General features: G+C 66.8%; 16 protein-coding genes. 6 read left to right on the top strand and 10 right to left on the bottom strand.

Features of this window, described 5'->3' with window-relative positions; translation table 11 throughout:
* Positions 1-103: 103 nt before the first annotated feature.
* From RBS60_RS13085 to RBS60_RS13075, 3 genes are read left to right on the top strand one after another with little or no spacing between them, the layout of a single operon-like run.
* Positions 104-508, top strand: a complete 405-nt coding sequence (locus tag RBS60_RS13085; RefSeq protein WP_307958002.1) for a hypothetical protein — start codon at positions 104-106, stop codon at positions 506-508.
* Positions 459-1,028 carry a helix-turn-helix domain-containing protein gene (locus RBS60_RS13080; protein WP_307958001.1) on the top strand — a complete coding sequence of 190 codons (570 nt, stop codon included), beginning with the start codon at positions 459-461 and terminating at the stop codon, positions 1,026-1,028. Before RBS60_RS13085 ends, RBS60_RS13080 begins: the two co-directional genes overlap by 50 nt.
* On the top strand, positions 1,021-1,449 hold the full coding sequence (locus tag RBS60_RS13075) for a hypothetical protein (protein ID WP_307958000.1): 429 nt from the start codon (positions 1,021-1,023) through the stop codon (positions 1,447-1,449). Before RBS60_RS13080 ends, RBS60_RS13075 begins: the two co-directional genes overlap by 8 nt.
* Positions 1,450-1,652: 203 nt before the next feature.
* Here the strand turns inward: RBS60_RS13075 and RBS60_RS13070 are convergent, their stop codons facing one another.
* Positions 1,653-2,876 carry a phage major capsid protein gene (locus RBS60_RS13070; protein WP_307957999.1) on the bottom strand — a complete coding sequence of 408 codons (1,224 nt, stop codon included), beginning with the start codon at positions 2,874-2,876 and terminating at the stop codon, positions 1,653-1,655.
* A gap of 513 nt (positions 2,877-3,389) precedes the next feature.
* Here RBS60_RS13070 and RBS60_RS13065 point away from each other — a divergent pair.
* The gene (locus RBS60_RS13065) at positions 3,390-3,713 is read left to right on the top strand and encodes a hypothetical protein (protein WP_307957998.1); all 324 of its coding nucleotides are present in this window, start codon (positions 3,390-3,392) and stop codon (positions 3,711-3,713) included.
* Between the two features lies 1 nt (position 3,714).
* On the opposite strand, the gene RBS60_RS13060 is transcribed toward RBS60_RS13065, so the two are convergent.
* From RBS60_RS13060 to RBS60_RS13020, 9 genes are all read right to left on the bottom strand, one after another.
* Complete coding sequence (locus RBS60_RS13060) at positions 3,715-4,017, bottom strand: hypothetical protein (RefSeq protein ID WP_307957997.1); 303 nt, start codon at positions 4,015-4,017, stop codon at positions 3,715-3,717.
* Entirely contained in the window at positions 4,014-4,253 is a 240-nt protein-coding gene (locus RBS60_RS13055; protein WP_307957996.1) for a hypothetical protein, read from the bottom strand. The genes RBS60_RS13060 and RBS60_RS13055 overlap by 4 nt, the downstream gene beginning before the upstream one ends.
* Positions 4,250-4,528 (bottom strand): hypothetical protein, encoded by a 279-nt coding sequence (locus RBS60_RS13050; protein ID WP_307957995.1) that lies wholly within the window; start codon positions 4,526-4,528, stop codon positions 4,250-4,252. The genes RBS60_RS13055 and RBS60_RS13050 overlap by 4 nt, the downstream gene beginning before the upstream one ends.
* Positions 4,529-4,781: 253 nt before the next feature.
* On the bottom strand, positions 4,782-6,269 hold the full coding sequence (locus RBS60_RS13045) for a DnaB-like helicase N-terminal domain-containing protein (protein ID WP_307957994.1): 1,488 nt from the start codon (positions 6,267-6,269) through the stop codon (positions 4,782-4,784).
* Positions 6,266-6,523, bottom strand: coding sequence for a hypothetical protein (locus RBS60_RS13040; protein ID WP_307957993.1), 258 nt, complete (start codon positions 6,521-6,523; stop codon positions 6,266-6,268). The genes RBS60_RS13045 and RBS60_RS13040 overlap by 4 nt, the downstream gene beginning before the upstream one ends.
* Before the next feature lie 5 nt (positions 6,524-6,528).
* Complete coding sequence (locus RBS60_RS13035) at positions 6,529-6,708, bottom strand: hypothetical protein (RefSeq protein WP_307957992.1); 180 nt, start codon at positions 6,706-6,708, stop codon at positions 6,529-6,531.
* Positions 6,705-6,980: a helix-turn-helix domain-containing protein gene (locus tag RBS60_RS13030; RefSeq protein ID WP_307957991.1), complete on the bottom strand. Its 276-nt coding sequence runs from the start codon at positions 6,978-6,980 to the stop codon at positions 6,705-6,707. The genes RBS60_RS13035 and RBS60_RS13030 overlap by 4 nt, the downstream gene beginning before the upstream one ends.
* 224 nt (positions 6,981-7,204) lie before the next feature.
* Entirely contained in the window at positions 7,205-8,572 is a 1,368-nt protein-coding gene (locus RBS60_RS13025) for a recombinase family protein (RefSeq protein WP_307957990.1), read from the bottom strand.
* Positions 8,573-8,672: 100 nt separating this feature from the next.
* A complete protein-coding gene (locus RBS60_RS13020) occupies positions 8,673-8,918 on the bottom strand; it encodes a hypothetical protein (RefSeq protein WP_307957989.1) in 246 nt (81 codons plus the stop codon).
* Between the two features lie 176 nt (positions 8,919-9,094).
* Here RBS60_RS13020 and RBS60_RS13015 point away from each other — a divergent pair, with 176 nt between their 5' ends.
* Both RBS60_RS13015 and RBS60_RS13010 read left to right on the top strand, forming a co-directional pair.
* Complete coding sequence (locus RBS60_RS13015) at positions 9,095-11,500, top strand: phosphoketolase family protein (RefSeq protein WP_307957988.1); 2,406 nt, start codon at positions 9,095-9,097, stop codon at positions 11,498-11,500.
* A 297-nt stretch (positions 11,501-11,797) separates the two neighbouring features.
* Positions 11,798-13,579 (top strand): ABC transporter family substrate-binding protein, encoded by a 1,782-nt coding sequence (locus RBS60_RS13010; protein ID WP_369044955.1) that lies wholly within the window; start codon positions 11,798-11,800, stop codon positions 13,577-13,579.
* Positions 13,580-13,582: the final 3 nt, after the last annotated feature.

Here is a 13,582-nt window from a genome sequence, read left to right as displayed (position 1 = left end):
AGTCGCATCAGGTGCGTGCTTCACCTTGGAGTGTGCGGTACGTGCAGACCTCTCGTCTCCGGTCACCACGTTTCTGGAGGACCTGAGCGAGGGGAAGTGGCCGATGGAGGCAAAGGAGGAACTGGCTCCCGATGAGCAGGTCAGCTGCTACCACTGGTTCCTTCGGGCAGCGCAGAAGCTGGCGAGGACCGGGAAGCCGATTCACAAGGACTCCTACAACCAGTTGCGAGACGGTATTTGGGAGCTGAAACATGCGAACTTGCGCATCTCGTTCTACGACACAGACGGCTCAGGTCACTATGATCCTCTGATTGATCGGGAGTCCTACGGTCCGTGGACGACGCGTCCTTGGCCTGACGACTTCTTAGAGTTTCTTCGACTCACTACCGCGTTTGAGAAGCTCCATCAGCCGGAACACATCACTTTAGCGAAGCAAGTAAGGAAGGAGGATCTGGCACATGACCAGGAGCAAGAAGAACGGGACACTGTCTCTGGCGGAGCGGCTTGAGCTCGAGAGTCCTCTGCACGCCGCTGCGGCCGATGCTGCCATCGAAGCTGTTTCGCTGATTAACGAAGCTATGGAAGCCTCGGGGACTCGTCAGAACAAGCTGGCAGAGCTGTTAGACATAACTGACGGTCGCGTTTCCCAAGTCGTAAATGGCGATGGGAACGTTCGCGTGTCGACGTTGGCCCGGTTCTTGCGAGCGGCAGGCTACCGGCTGCAGCTTGCCGCTTATCCGGTGGACGAAACCGTCCCGCCGATGTCGGATGACGAGGCTATTTCCCCCGAGCCTCCCGCCAAGGGTCGTCCGACCTATATGGGTTACAAGAGCATCAGCTCCTTCACTGCTGAAGGAGTGATGACTAGTGGCGCCATTGAGTTCTGTGACGTCAATCCAGCCCATCGCCTGTCCGAGCGCTGGAACTGGGTCGTTGACCTCACACTTGGGAAGACCGTTCCGGTCCCCCCAGTCGCGCCCGAGGAGCCTAGCATGTCGGCCATGCGGGGAGCGTGGGTTCATGTCTGATTCCTCGTTCGGTCTAGACCATATCGAGGACGTCCAGGTATGGGGATTAGACGGAAGCCTCAAACACGGTTGGAAGCCGCGGCAAATCCGTCTTGAACTTCAGTCGGAAGTGGGCGTTGACGCCGCGGAAAACGTCGCCATGATCGAGGTCGATGTCGTGGTTTACGGCCGGAGGGACGAGAGCCTTGACGAAGACGCCGAGGGCACGCTCCTTTACACAGGATCGGTAACCGCCCTCGTGAAGCCAGCGGACGGGGTCGTAGTTGCAGACGATCCCGACGTGATAGGTCAACTTGTCGCTGCCGCCTGGCCTTACCTTCGTTCTCCGCTCCTCGAACACGCACAGCGTCTCGGCCTGCCTAGACTCCCCATTCCCTTGTCCGCGCCCATCAGTGAAGTAGAACCAATCCAGGCCGCCTAGGGAGGCGAAGTCACACTCCCTGCGCGGGGTTACAGGGGCCCCCGGAGCTGCGGCTCCGGGGGCCCTCACTGTGCGGCGCTGGCGGGGTCACAGGGTCGGAGGAAGAGCCTCACCTCGCCCGTCATCGATCCCGAGCCCGGCCCAAGGAATTCAACGAGAAAGAGGAAGGCTGGACGGGTGACGTTGACGCCGCACGCTTTGGCCTACGTTGCGGAGTTCTGGAAGAACTTGATCGCCGACAAGTCGATCAGGCCGCCGTCCGCGCGGAGCAGCGCCCGGAACGTGACCTGGTCCGTGTCGAACGCGAAGTCGTCTGAGCGCTCGAACCGGATCCCGTTCTGGAACCGGACGAAATACCGGGACCAGTCGCCGTAGAGGACCGACTTGGCGTTCGCGGCAAACGCCGGGACATTCGGGTCAACGTAGAACGGGCTCGGGGACGTGGCGACGTACTGCGGGCCGACGAGGTCCCCCGCCGTCGTCTTCAGGTTCCGGACAATCGTCAGGGACGCGTTGCGGAGCAGGAACGCCGAGGCCCGCGAGGTCGCGTACGGCTCCAGGACCGACCCCATGAGCGAGTTCAGCAGGTCGGTGCCCTGCCCGGCGGTGCCCTGCGCTCCGAGGGTAGTGGCGGTGCCAGTGGGGCCCGTGACGGCGAGCGTGGCGTCGGCGAGGACTCCCCTGGGCTGGCCCGTGCCGGTGCCGTTGATCAGGTGCGCGCCGAGGGCGATCCCGAGCGCGGTGCCGGTCTCGCGGCCGAGGTACCCGGCGAGGTCCACGGTGGTGTCGTCGACCAGCTCGCGGCTGACCTTCACGAGGACGCCGTACTTGTAGCTGCCGAGGGTGACGGATCCGAGCGCCGGGTCCGAGAGCCCGATGGCCGAGCCCTCGGTGACGATTGCGGCGGTGGAGAACCCGGTCGAGCGCGGCACCACGAGGGGCCCGCCGTCGTCGGTCGTGAGGAGGGTCGCCCCGGCCTTCAGGACCGCGCTGGACTCGGTCAGGCACTCGACGATGCTCGCGTACATGTTCGTGGGCCGGAGGGTGGCCGTGGACGTCGACAGGGCGCGCAGCTCAAGTCCCGGCTGGGACATCGCCCGCCGGGACGTGTCGAACACGTCGACCGGCTCGCGGCTGTTGGTGCGGATGACCTCGCGGAACTTGTCGCTGATCTCGTCGTTCCCGGGCCCGGAACGGTGCCCGAGCTGCCTGTAGAAGTCCCCGGCGGCGTCGGCCTGCCGGTTGAACCCGGCGAACTTCTCGGCCTGGCTCCTGTAGGTGTCGGCGTCGGCGAGCAGCTGCGCGAACCTCTCGTCCTCCGAGGTCGTGAGGCTGCGGTGCTCCCGCTCGGCGGCGTCAACGATGGCGCGGGCGTCCGCGATGCAGGCCTCCCGCTTCTGAACGAATTCTTCGATGAGTGCGGACATGGTGGCAGATCTCCTGGGGGGGGGGAGCGGGCGGTCCGACAAGGCGCGAGCCCCCATGGATGGATGGGTTGGCTGCGGGCCTGCGGGCCGTGCCTTGGCGCCCTCCCCGACGGCTCGCGAGGCCATCGGTGGCGCTGCGGCCCGGTGCGTCACGCGCTGCCGGACCATCGGCGGTTCTCCCGCTCCGCTCAGCCGGGAAGGGATGCCATCGGGTGCGTTGCGCGCTGCCCTCACGGCCCCCTCGGCGGCTGCCGAAGATGTTGTTCTCCCAGGCTACAACCGACCGCCCTCTAACGTCACCTTGGCGCCCGCCGTCGTCGCCGAGCACGGAACTGGTACGCTTGACCGTCCGCCCCGGCCAACCGACCCCCCAACGGTCGACCGGGGCGGATCCATTTTTCGCCCGGGGAGAGAAAATCCGGTCTACCGAAGAGGTCTTTGGGAAGCCTGACCCCAAAAAAACTGCCCCCGGCCCCCTCCGCTTCTGCCGCCACAGTGGGTAGCGTGTGGGCCATGAGATTCCGCAAAACTGCACTGCAAACGATGGTGCTCCGCGTTCACGAACTCGGTTTGAGCACATGCCCGATCTGCAAGTCGAACGAGCTTCAAGTCGCCAGGCATCCGGTGCTTCTGCACACGGGCGGAATGAGGCATGACTCCAATCAGCCGAAGGACCCAGATGAGAACGTCATCTTCATGGTCCGCATAGAGTGCCCAGACTGCGGGTACTCACTGCTCTTCAACGCTGAGCGCTTCGTGAAGTCGAGCGAGAAGATCTTCATCAATGGCTTGACTGAAGAAGAAGAGGCCGAGCAGGAGCGCAGCGGAGCGCTCTAGTTCACGGCTGGTGGCCCTCCTCGAAGTGCGCGAGGAAGGCGCGCCAGATGCGCTGGGCCTCGGCGTTGTCCAGCCCCGCGCGGCCCTCCATCACCCCGCACGCGATCTCGGCGAGCGCGTCGAGGTGCATGAGCGCGGACCGCTCGGGCGGGATCCCGTGGGCGCGGGCCGTGTCGTCGACCATCTCCGCCAGAACGCGGAAGTACTCGCCCGCCTCGGCACGGGTGAGTTTGGCGGTGACGATGGCGAACGCGTTCCGGGCCACGTCGAGGACGATGCCTCCGCCGCTGGGGTGCTCGTTCATGATGCTTCTCCTTCTGTGCTTTCGATGAGGTCGACGAGGTCGTCCGCCAGCCGGACCGCCTGTGACGGGGTGAGGACGAGCCGGAGCCCGCCGAACCCTTCGGTGAAGACGGCGACGCCGGGCAGGTCGGGTGACCCCGGGGACTGGAGGACTGCCGGGGTCACGTAGGGTTCGCCACGGCACGGGTCGTCGGGCAGGCCGAACGAGTAGGCGGCGTCGTACCGGACGGCAGTCACCTCCGTCGCCTCGACAGCATGGCCGGGGCCACGTCGCGCTCCAGCACCTCGGCGCGGGCCTGCACGCGCTCCAATGCGCCGGACCCGAGCGCGTCGCGGTAGCAGCAGGCGAGGGCGTCGGCGATGAACAGGGCGGCCTCGTGGGGGTCGCCGGTCTCGGCGGTCATCTCCCTGAACATCGCCAGCCTGTCATCGATGGGGACGCCGGTGATCGCGGCGGTGAGGAGCGCGAGGGCATCCCGGTAGGCCGCGACCACGAACTCCCTGCTGTCCATCGGGGTTCCTCCTAATCGAAAGTTCACTATCATTTTCCCTGCTCCGGGCATCCCAGACGATAAGTGAGAGTCGACTATGTGCCCTTTTACGGGGCACGTCATATGGCGGGAGCGCGCCCACCGTGCCCCACCGTGCCCCTTGGCGTGCCCCGGGTGTGCCCAACCGTGCAGGGGCACGCAGCGTGCCCACGTGCCCAAAGGGTTCGGAGAACCCTTGGGCACGGTACGGGCACGCGGTGCGGCTGGCCCCCGCTCATCGGGTGCCCGGGCCCTCGTACTTGTCCGAGAGGGGGTCCTCGGACTGCCGGTAGGGCTTGGTGGAGGCGTACCCGGCGCCGTCGCTGCGGGCGTACCCCTCGGAGAGCAGGGCCCGCAGAGCGTCGTCCGTCCTGCCGTGGTTGCCGCTGACGCCGTCGCGGATGCCGCGCTTCGACGTGGTTCCGCCCTCCAGCACGAGGCTCACCCGCTCCATGTACCACGTCGGCCGGAAGGGTGCGGCGCTCGCGTCCGTGCCCGCCCCGGCGGGCTCCGGCGCGTGGACGCTGAAGCCCTGCTCGGCGCCCATCTCGAACGTGCCGACGAACTGCTCCCTGCCCCGGCTTGCGGGCGGGCACTGCTCGCGCAGGCCGCCGTGGCGGTCCTTGGTCAGGGCCAGCGAGCAGGAGCCGCCGCTGCCGGGGACGAACTGCCGCTTCTGCGTGACCCGCAGCATGGACCCGTCGAGGGCGCGCTTCTTGGCCTTGGTGCCGGTGGGGCCCATGGCCCGGGACTCGGCGCTCTGGGCGAGGTGGTCGATGCCGACCACGCAGGCCCCCGCCTTCGCCAGCGGCCCGAGCACGTCGGCGCAGCCCCTGGTGAAGTCGTCCGGGCTGTTGGAGCTGAGCCCGAGCATCGGGAGCATCTCCCCGACGCTGTCGAGGACGACGATTCCCGGGCGCCATGCCCGCAGGTCGGCGACGTACAGGAGGAGGCCCTCGGCGTCCTCGGGTTCGGCGTAGCGGAACCGGCCGGGGTCCGCCAGCGCGCCGGGGTCGGCGCCGAGGTGGACCAGCCGGGCGACGACGGCCTGCATCGTGTTGTGGTCGAGGTCGAGGAACGCGGCGCTACCGCCCCTGCCGAGCACATCGACGGCGGCGGCGAGGGCGACGAACGTCTTGCCCGTCTCCGGGTCCCCGTACAGGTAGTTGACCTTCCCCGTGTAGAAGATCGCCGCGCCGTCGGTGCGGGTCAGGACCTCCGGCTCCGGCGGCGCCGGGAGGCCCCCGTCGAGGAGCGCCGCCACGTCGCCGTACCTAGCCCGCGTCCCGAGCCGACCGGGCCCGGCGGCGTCCCGGATCGCGTCGGCGGCGCGCTCCGCGAGGATGGCCGGGTGGATCCCCGAGTCGGCGCCCTGCACGATCTCCAGCCCGGCGGCCCTGAACCTGCGCAAGGCCGCATCGTGCGCGACCATGTCCGCATACAGGTCGGCGGCCTCGGCGGAAGGGGTTGCCTGCACCATGGCGTGGAGGTCGGCGGCGGCGATCCGCCGAACCACGGGGTCCTGGGACCTGCGCAGCGCGTCGGCGACGGTAACCACGTCCACCGCCTCGCCGCGCGCGCGCATCGCGATGACGAGGCTGTAGAGGGCTTCGTGCCCGGGGTCGTGGAAGTCTCGGGGGTCGAGCCGGATCCGGTCGAGCACGCTGCTGTCGAGCATCACCGCGCCAAGCAGCGACCGCTCGGTGATGTCCCCAGCGCTCACGGCTCGGCATCCCGGTCGAGGAGGTCGAAGATCGTCGTCTGGCCCTCCAGCGGCTGGCGGTCCAGGCATGCCCGGTGCCTGAAGTCGGGCTCCCAGCGGTCCGCCTGCGCCTGCGCGTCGAGCAGGGCCTCGGTGTAGCCCATGCCCGGGCGGCTGGGCCTGAACGTCTTCGTCACCCGCCTCGGCTTGGAGCAGAGGGGGCACTCTCCGCGCCGGTACGCGTGGGCGATAGGGCCGTAGGAGTAGTCACTCATCGCCATTACTCCTCAGAAGGCGGCGGAGCGAACGCTCCGGCGGCGATGGCTGCGCCGAGGGTGCCGTATCGGCTCACGATGGCCGCGACGCGCTCGATCTTCTCTCTCGTCAGCGGCGGAATCGGCTCGCCCTCTTCGTCATCGTCGTAGAAGAGGTCATTGTCGTCGTCGTAGAAGGTGCTCACTTCGACCCCTCCGCGACGGCGCTCAGGAGCGCGCTGATCATCCGGCGCTGGTCGTCGGTCAGGGGCGGCCAAGCGGCGGCGATGGCAGCTGCGTGGGCCTCGATGGTGGCCCCGGGGAAGGCCTTGGCGACCTCTGCTGGGTCGTACCGGGTGCACCGGGGCCGGACGGCGATGGGGTGCAGCTCGCCCCGCTTGACCTTCCGCCACACGGTCGAGAGGCTGCACCCGGCCACTGCGGCGACCTGGGCGATGGAGAGGAGTTGTTCGGCCAACCCTGCTGCCCTCCCTAAAGGAAATGAATTGCTGATAACAATCCAAGTTTCCGCCCGGGAACGTGCCTGAAAAGGGGGCACTACGGCGTCGCGGGCAGGCCGAAATCACTCGGGAGTGCGTTGAATCCAACAGGCCATAAAGGAACCCAAAGTGTCCGAATCAGAGCTAAAGCGCGTCTTTACGGAATCTTTACGGACCAAATCACTCGTACGGCGTGTCGTGTTTACGGCGCGGCGTGGCCGCGCACCGGCTCGACCTGCACGCTGTCCGGGTCGAACGCCCGCCTGCCCCTCGGCGCCGGGTGCACGTGCACCGTGCATAGGGCGCCGATGATGGCGCGGCGGACCATGAGCGGGGATGCGTCGAACACCGCGACCGGGTCATGGGCGAGCAGCACGGACGCCGTCGGATTCGCGGCCCGCTGCATCGCCGCCTCGGCGGCCCGTAGCTCGTCCTTCGCGCGCTCCGTGGCGACCTTGAATCGGTGGCCGTCGATGAGGTCCGCGTCGTAATCTGCGGCGACCCGTGCGATCCGCTGGCGCAGTTCGCGGACCCTGCCCCCGGCCTCCCGGTCGGCGGCGGACGGGACGGGGACGAGGTCCGCGAGGTCCGGGCGGGCAAGGATCATCCGCACTACCTTGGAAACGTAGTCGTCGATTCCCGCCATCGCCCTCGTCAGGTGCCCGTCCTGGCACCGGTACCTGTTGCCGGTCCACGAGACGAGGGCCCGCCCGCACACGCCGCACACGTAGAGCCCGGAGCCGAGGTGCCTGCGGTCGGTGCCGTGCTGGGTCTTGCGGCCCGGGTCGGAGAGCTTGACCTGCACGATGGCGAACAGGTCATCTTCCACCACCGGCTCCCAGCCGCCCAGCCTGCCCGTCTCGCTGCCCTGGTAGACCGCACGCCCGGCGAACCTCGGGTTGGTCAGCAGCGTCCTGATGCTCGAGGGGTTCCACGGCCTGCCGTGCCGGGTGGGGACGCCCTGCTCGTTCGCCCACGCCGTGATGGACCGCAGCGAGTCACCGGCGGCGAAGCGCTCGAAGGCCGCCCGCACGAACTCCGCCTCGGCGGGCACGATGTCGCCCTTGACGGTGTAGCCGGTCAGGCGCACCCCGAGCGGGGGGCGGCCCATCTCTGAGCGCTGGAGGTTCGCGCGCCTCTGCCGGACGCTCTTGCGCTTGACCTCGCCCTTGGCGACGGCGAGCTTGATCCGCGCGAAGGTCTGGCCGTTGTCCGTCTGGAGGTCCGCCTCGCCGTTGGCCGTCACGAGCAGGAGCCCGCGCTTCTCGGCGGCGTCGATCCAGTCCTCCAGCTGCCTCGGCTGCCGGGTGAGCCGGTCGAGGTCCCAGCAGACGATGGCGTCGAAGTGCCCGGCCTCGTAGTCCTCAACGAGCCGGTTGTAGGCGGGGCGCCTCTTGCGCTCGTCCGAGGCGCTGATGGAGTTGTCGACGTACTCCTGGACGATCTCCCAGCCGCGCGCCTCGGCGATGCGACGGCAGTCCTCCCGCTGCCGCTGGACTGCGAGTTCCTCGCCCGTTGCGTCGAGGCTCTGGCGGAGGTACACCGCTGTCCTGGTGTTCTTCGTGCTCATAGTTCAATTGTTGCACGGTAACGTATTCCGGTGGAGTTCCGCTTCAACGTGTGATGCGGCGGGTTTGGGAGACGGGTCGCCGATCTCCCTTGCGGGCCGGCTAGCTCGGGGAGTCTGCTCTGGGGTCCCATGACGCGTACACGGTGCCCGATGTGGCGCCGCGGAGCTCTGCACCGTCGAGGGTCAGGTCGGGGTGCGTGAGCAGATGGCGTCTCACGCGGCCGGCGGCAATCGTGCGGCCTTCCTCGACGTCCTTGGCGCGAAGGATTTGATCCAAAGGGGCGAAGTCATCGCCCGGTTTCCGAATCATCACGACGAACAGCATCTGTTGGGAATCTTGATCCATGGCCAGAGCCTATGCACTCCAGCAGTGGCCTGCCAGTGCGCCAGCGCCCCACGCGTGAAGGCCGCCCCAGGGTTTGGCGAATATTCATCACACGACCCAAGAATTCGAACACCGTCCCGGTTAGGCTGACTCCGAACCGGCCGCAAGGCTGCGGCCGTCGAGCGGAAGGCGCGCCAGTGACGGACACCGCAAGCAAGACGCACCTGACCCGTGGACAGGTCGAGGACCTCCACCGCTGGTGGCGGGCCGCGAACTACCTCTCGGTCGGCCAGATCTACCTGCGCGATAACCCGCTCCTGAAGGAGCCCCTCGCGAAGGAACACGTCAAGAAGCGCCTACTGGGCCACTGGGGCACCACTACTGGCCTGAACTTCATCTACGCCCACCTCAATCGGGCCATCGTCGATCGCGATCAGGCCATGCTCTTCGTCACGGGCCCGGGCCACGGCGGTCCCGCGAACGTCGCCAATGCCTACCTCGAGGGCACCTACTCGGAGATCTACACCCGTTTCGGTGACGACGAGGCGTCCCTCCGCGAGCTCTTCAGGCAGTTCTCCTACCCCGGAGGGATTCCGAGCCACGCGGCCCCTGAGACGCCTGGATCGATCAGCGAAGGGGGCGAGCTCGGCTACTCGCTCGCGCACGCCTTCGGTGCGGCCTTCGACAACCCGGACCTCGTCGTGGCGTGCGTCGTGGGGGACGGGGAGGCCGAGACGGGGCCGCTCGCCACGAGCTGGCAGTCGACGGCGTTCCTCGAGGCGGCGCGTGACGGCGCCGTCCTGCCGATCCTGCACCTCAACGGCTACAAGATCGCCAATCCCACCGTCTTGGCCAGGCGCCCGGAGGAACAGGTCCGGAAGTACTTTGAGGGCCTCGGGTGGGCCCCTCGCTTCGTCACGGTCACGGATCCTTCTGCCCAGCCCCAGGCGCACCGCGACTTCGCCGAGGCTCTGGACGACTGCCTCGATGCGATCGCCGCCATCCAGACGCGGGCCCGGGAAGCGGAGAGCGCGGGGGAGCGGCCTCGCGACTCGGTGCCCGAGCCGTGGCCGATGATCGTCTTCCGGTCCCCGAAGGGGTGGACCGGCCCTGCGGTGGTGGACGGGAAGCCGGTCGAGGGGACCTGGCGCGCGCATCAGGTACCGCTCAACGAGATCCACGAGAACCCGGAGCACCTCGCCGAGCTCGAGGCGTGGATGCGCTCCTACCGCCCGGAGGAGCTCTTCACGCACGACGGCGCCCGCTCGCCCGAGCTGGCCAGCCTCGCCCCGAGCGGAAACCGACGCATGAGCGCAACGCCCTACGCCAACGGCGGCCGGATCCTGCGGGACCTGAAGCTCCCTGCCACCGAAGCGCACATGATCCCGGTGGAGGCGCCCGGCGTCGTGCGTGCGGGGGCGATGACCAAACTCGGAGGCTGGATGCGCGAGGTGATCCGCGCGAATCCGGACAACTTCCGGCTCTTCGGCCCCGACGAAACTGCTTCCAACCGCCTCCAGGACGTCTACGAGGTCACGGACAAGGTGTGGCAGGAGCGCATCGAGGACGTCGACGAGCACCTCGCGCGCGCTGGCAGGGTCATGGAGGTGCTGAGCGAGCACCTGTGCCAGGGCTGGCTCGAGGGCTACCTCCTGACGGGCCGCCACGGGGTCTTCACGTCCTACGAGGCATTTGTGCACATCGTCGACTCGATGTTCAACCAGCACGCGAAATGGCTCAAGGTCCACCGCGAGCTGCCGTGGCGCATGCCTGTCGCCTCACTGACCTACCTGCTCTCGAGCCACGTATGGCAGCAGGACCATAACGGGTTCTCCCATCAGGACCCTGGCTTCATCGACCATGTGGTGAACAAGAAGGCCGAGGTCGTGCGCGTCTACCTCCCCGTGGATGCGAACACGCTCGTGTCCACGATGGACCACTGTCTCCGCAGCCGCGACTACGTGAACGTGGTGGTTGCCGGGAAGGCGCTCTCGCTCCAGTGGTTCAGCCCTGCCGAGGCCGAGCTGCACTGCGCCCGCGGGATCGGAATCCTCGAGTTCGCGGGCAACGAGGCGCCGGGCGAGGAGCCCGACGTCGTGCTCGGCTGCGCTGGCGACGTGCCCACGGGGGAGGCGATCGCAGCCGCTCAGATACTGCGCCGCGACCTGCCCGATCTGAAGGTCCGCGTGGTCAACGCTGTGGACCTCATGAGGCTCCAGGACGAGCGCGAGCACCCGCACGGCCTGCCTGACCGCGAATTCGACGCGCTGTTCACGAAGGACAAGCCGATCGTGTTCGCATACCACGGATACCCCTGGCTCATCCACCGCCTCACGTACCGTCGCACCAACCACGGCAATCTCCACGTGCGGGGCTACGTCGAAGAGGGCACCACGACGACGCCGTTCGACATGGCCATGCTGAACAGGATCGACAGGTTCCATCTGGCCATCGACGTGCTCGACCGCGTGCCGGGTCTTGCACTGCGCCATGCCGGCCTTCGCCAGCGCTACATGGATGAGCTCGCCGAGGCGCGGTCCGCCACCCGGGAGTTCGGCGAAGATTCGGCTGAAATCCGTGACTGGACGCTTGGGCCGCGCTGACACTCCACTGATTGAAACCTGTGCGTTACTCCGCAGTAACGCACGGGAATCAAGGCGCGAGTGATTGGGAAAGTTCAATCAGATACGTCGAATCGAGACCCTCACCTCCAGAACCTGAAAGATATGTTGCATCTCTATAACGACGATGATCTGAAACGGAACTTTCGTAGCCAGTGGCCCGACGGGCGGGCTAGTGTGTCGAGCATGTGAGACGCGCCACGTCTACCGCCAGGGGGGACGGGCCGTCGGCTCCGGGGTCTTCCCGGGCACTTCAACAGATGCACCAGAGGAGGCGGAATGCGTTTCGGGCGTATTTCCAAGGCGATGAGCGTGGCTGCAGTCGCAGCAATCGCGCTCAGTGCCTGCGCGACCCAAGGCGGCGGTTCGAACACGAACACCTCGTCGGCAAGCGCCAAGCAGGGTGGCAGCGCCACCGTCGTCGAGGTGAACGCGTTCAACACGTTCAACCCGGAAACTGCCGATGGCAACACGGACATCAACTCGAAGATCAGCTTGGCGACCCACATGGGCTTCTACTATGTGGACAACAAGCTGAACGTGATTCACAACGAGAAGTTCGGCCACTACGAGAAGACTTCGGACAACCCGCTCACGGTGAAGTACACGATCGCCGACGGCGTCAAGTGGTCCGACGGCACCCCGGTGACGGCGTACGACGTCGCCCTCAACTGGGCGGCTGGCTCGAGCTACTTCGACGACGCGAGCCCCGATGGCAAGAAGGGCACCGCCTACTTCTCGACGGCGGGGGACCCCACGGGCCTCAATGCCACGAATTTCCCGGATGTGTCCTCGGACGGCAAGACGTTCACCCTGACGTACACGAAGCCGTACGCCGACTGGGAGCTCGCGATCGGCGCCAGCAACAACACGATCGACATCCCGGCGCACGTCGTGGCGAAGAAGGCGGGCCTCGCCGATGCCAAGGCGCTCTTCGACCTGATGAAGGGCATGAAGAAGGGCGACCCGGCCAGCCCGCAGCCCGCGAATGACACGCTGAAGAAGGCCGCTGACTTCTACAACACGGGCTTCGACACGAAGACACTGCCGGGGGACACGAGCCTCTTCCTCTCCAATGGCGCGTACGTGGTCAAGGACATGGTCCCGGACCAGTCCATGACGCTCGTGCGGAACAAGGACTACAACTGGGGTCCGACTCCGAACCTGGACCAGATCACGATCCGCTACATCGGCTCGGCCCCTGCCCAGATTCAGGCCCTCAAGAACGGCGAGGCGGACATCATTGCCCCGCAGGCATCGTCTGACACGATCCAGCAGCTCAAGGGCATCCCGGGCGTGACGGTCGATCAGGGCAACCAGCTCTCGTACGATCACATCGACCTGAACTACACGGGCCCGTTTGCCGACAAGGACGTGCGCACGGCCTTCATGCTCACGGTCCCGCGCCAGGACATCCTTGACAAGATCATCAAGCAGATGGACCCGAACGCGAAGCCGCTCGACTCGCAGATCTTCGTCCCCCAGCAGGCGGCCTACGCCGACTCGGTGAAGAACAACGGCTCCTCGGCCTACGACGCGGTCAACATCGACAAGGCCAAGCAGCTCCTTGCCGGCAAGACGCCGGAAGTGAAGATCATGTACAACAAGGACAACCCGAACCGCGTCGACGCCTACACGCTCATCGCGGCGAGCGCGGCCAAGGCCGGCTTCAAGATCGTCGACGGCGGACTCGGCAAGTCGGACTGGGGCAAGGCGCTCGGCAAGGGCGGCTACGACGCGACGATCTTCGGCTGGATCAACCCGGGCGTGGGAGTCTCTGGCGTTCCGCAGATCTTCAAGAGCGGCAACGGCTCGAACTTCAACAAGTTCTCCGACCCGGATGCTGACAAGCTCATGGAGCAGCTCGTTCAGACGACCGATCAGAGCAAGCAGACCGACCTGGAAAAGCAGATCGACCAGAAGATCTGGGCTTCCTCGTACGGTGTCCCGCTCTTCCAGGCGGTCGGCGTGGACGCGTACAGCGACAAGGTCACCGGTGTGAAGTACATGCCGAACAGCAGCGGTGTCTGGTGGAACTTCTGGGAGTGGGCTACGAAGTAGCCT

This window comes from Sinomonas sp. ASV486 (genome assembly GCF_030908215.1).
In the GTDB taxonomy this organism is placed as follows: Bacteria; Actinomycetota; Actinomycetes; order Actinomycetales; family Micrococcaceae; genus Sinomonas; species Sinomonas puerhi.
The sequence above is the reverse complement of the archived record's forward strand: the minus strand, read 5'-3'. Positions and strand labels throughout refer to the sequence as shown.

Excerpts from the sequence above, each read along its gene's own strand:
- RBS60_RS13010 (WP_369044955.1), top strand. The coding sequence starts at position 11,798 with ATGCGTTTCGGGCGTATTTCCAAGGCGATGAGCGTGGCTGCAGTCGCA.
- RBS60_RS13060 (WP_307957997.1), bottom strand. The coding sequence starts at position 4,017 with ATGAACGAGCACCCCAGCGGCGGAGGCATCGTCCTCGACGTGGCCCGG.
- RBS60_RS13080 (WP_307958001.1), top strand. The coding sequence starts at position 459 with ATGACCAGGAGCAAGAAGAACGGGACACTGTCTCTGGCGGAGCGGCTT.
- RBS60_RS13025 (WP_307957990.1), bottom strand. The coding sequence starts at position 8,572 with ATGAGCACGAAGAACACCAGGACAGCGGTGTACCTCCGCCAGAGCCTC.
- RBS60_RS13075 (WP_307958000.1), top strand. The coding sequence starts at position 1,021 with ATGTCTGATTCCTCGTTCGGTCTAGACCATATCGAGGACGTCCAGGTA.
- RBS60_RS13020 (WP_307957989.1), bottom strand. The coding sequence starts at position 8,918 with ATGGATCAAGATTCCCAACAGATGCTGTTCGTCGTGATGATTCGGAAA.
- RBS60_RS13070 (WP_307957999.1), bottom strand. The coding sequence starts at position 2,876 with ATGTCCGCACTCATCGAAGAATTCGTTCAGAAGCGGGAGGCCTGCATC.
- RBS60_RS13065 (WP_307957998.1), top strand. The coding sequence starts at position 3,390 with ATGAGATTCCGCAAAACTGCACTGCAAACGATGGTGCTCCGCGTTCAC.
- RBS60_RS13050 (WP_307957995.1), bottom strand. The coding sequence starts at position 4,528 with ATGGACAGCAGGGAGTTCGTGGTCGCGGCCTACCGGGATGCCCTCGCG.
- RBS60_RS13085 (WP_307958002.1), top strand. The coding sequence starts at position 104 with ATGGAGGCAAAGGAGGAACTGGCTCCCGATGAGCAGGTCAGCTGCTAC.
- RBS60_RS13040 (WP_307957993.1), bottom strand. The coding sequence starts at position 6,523 with ATGAGTGACTACTCCTACGGCCCTATCGCCCACGCGTACCGGCGCGGA.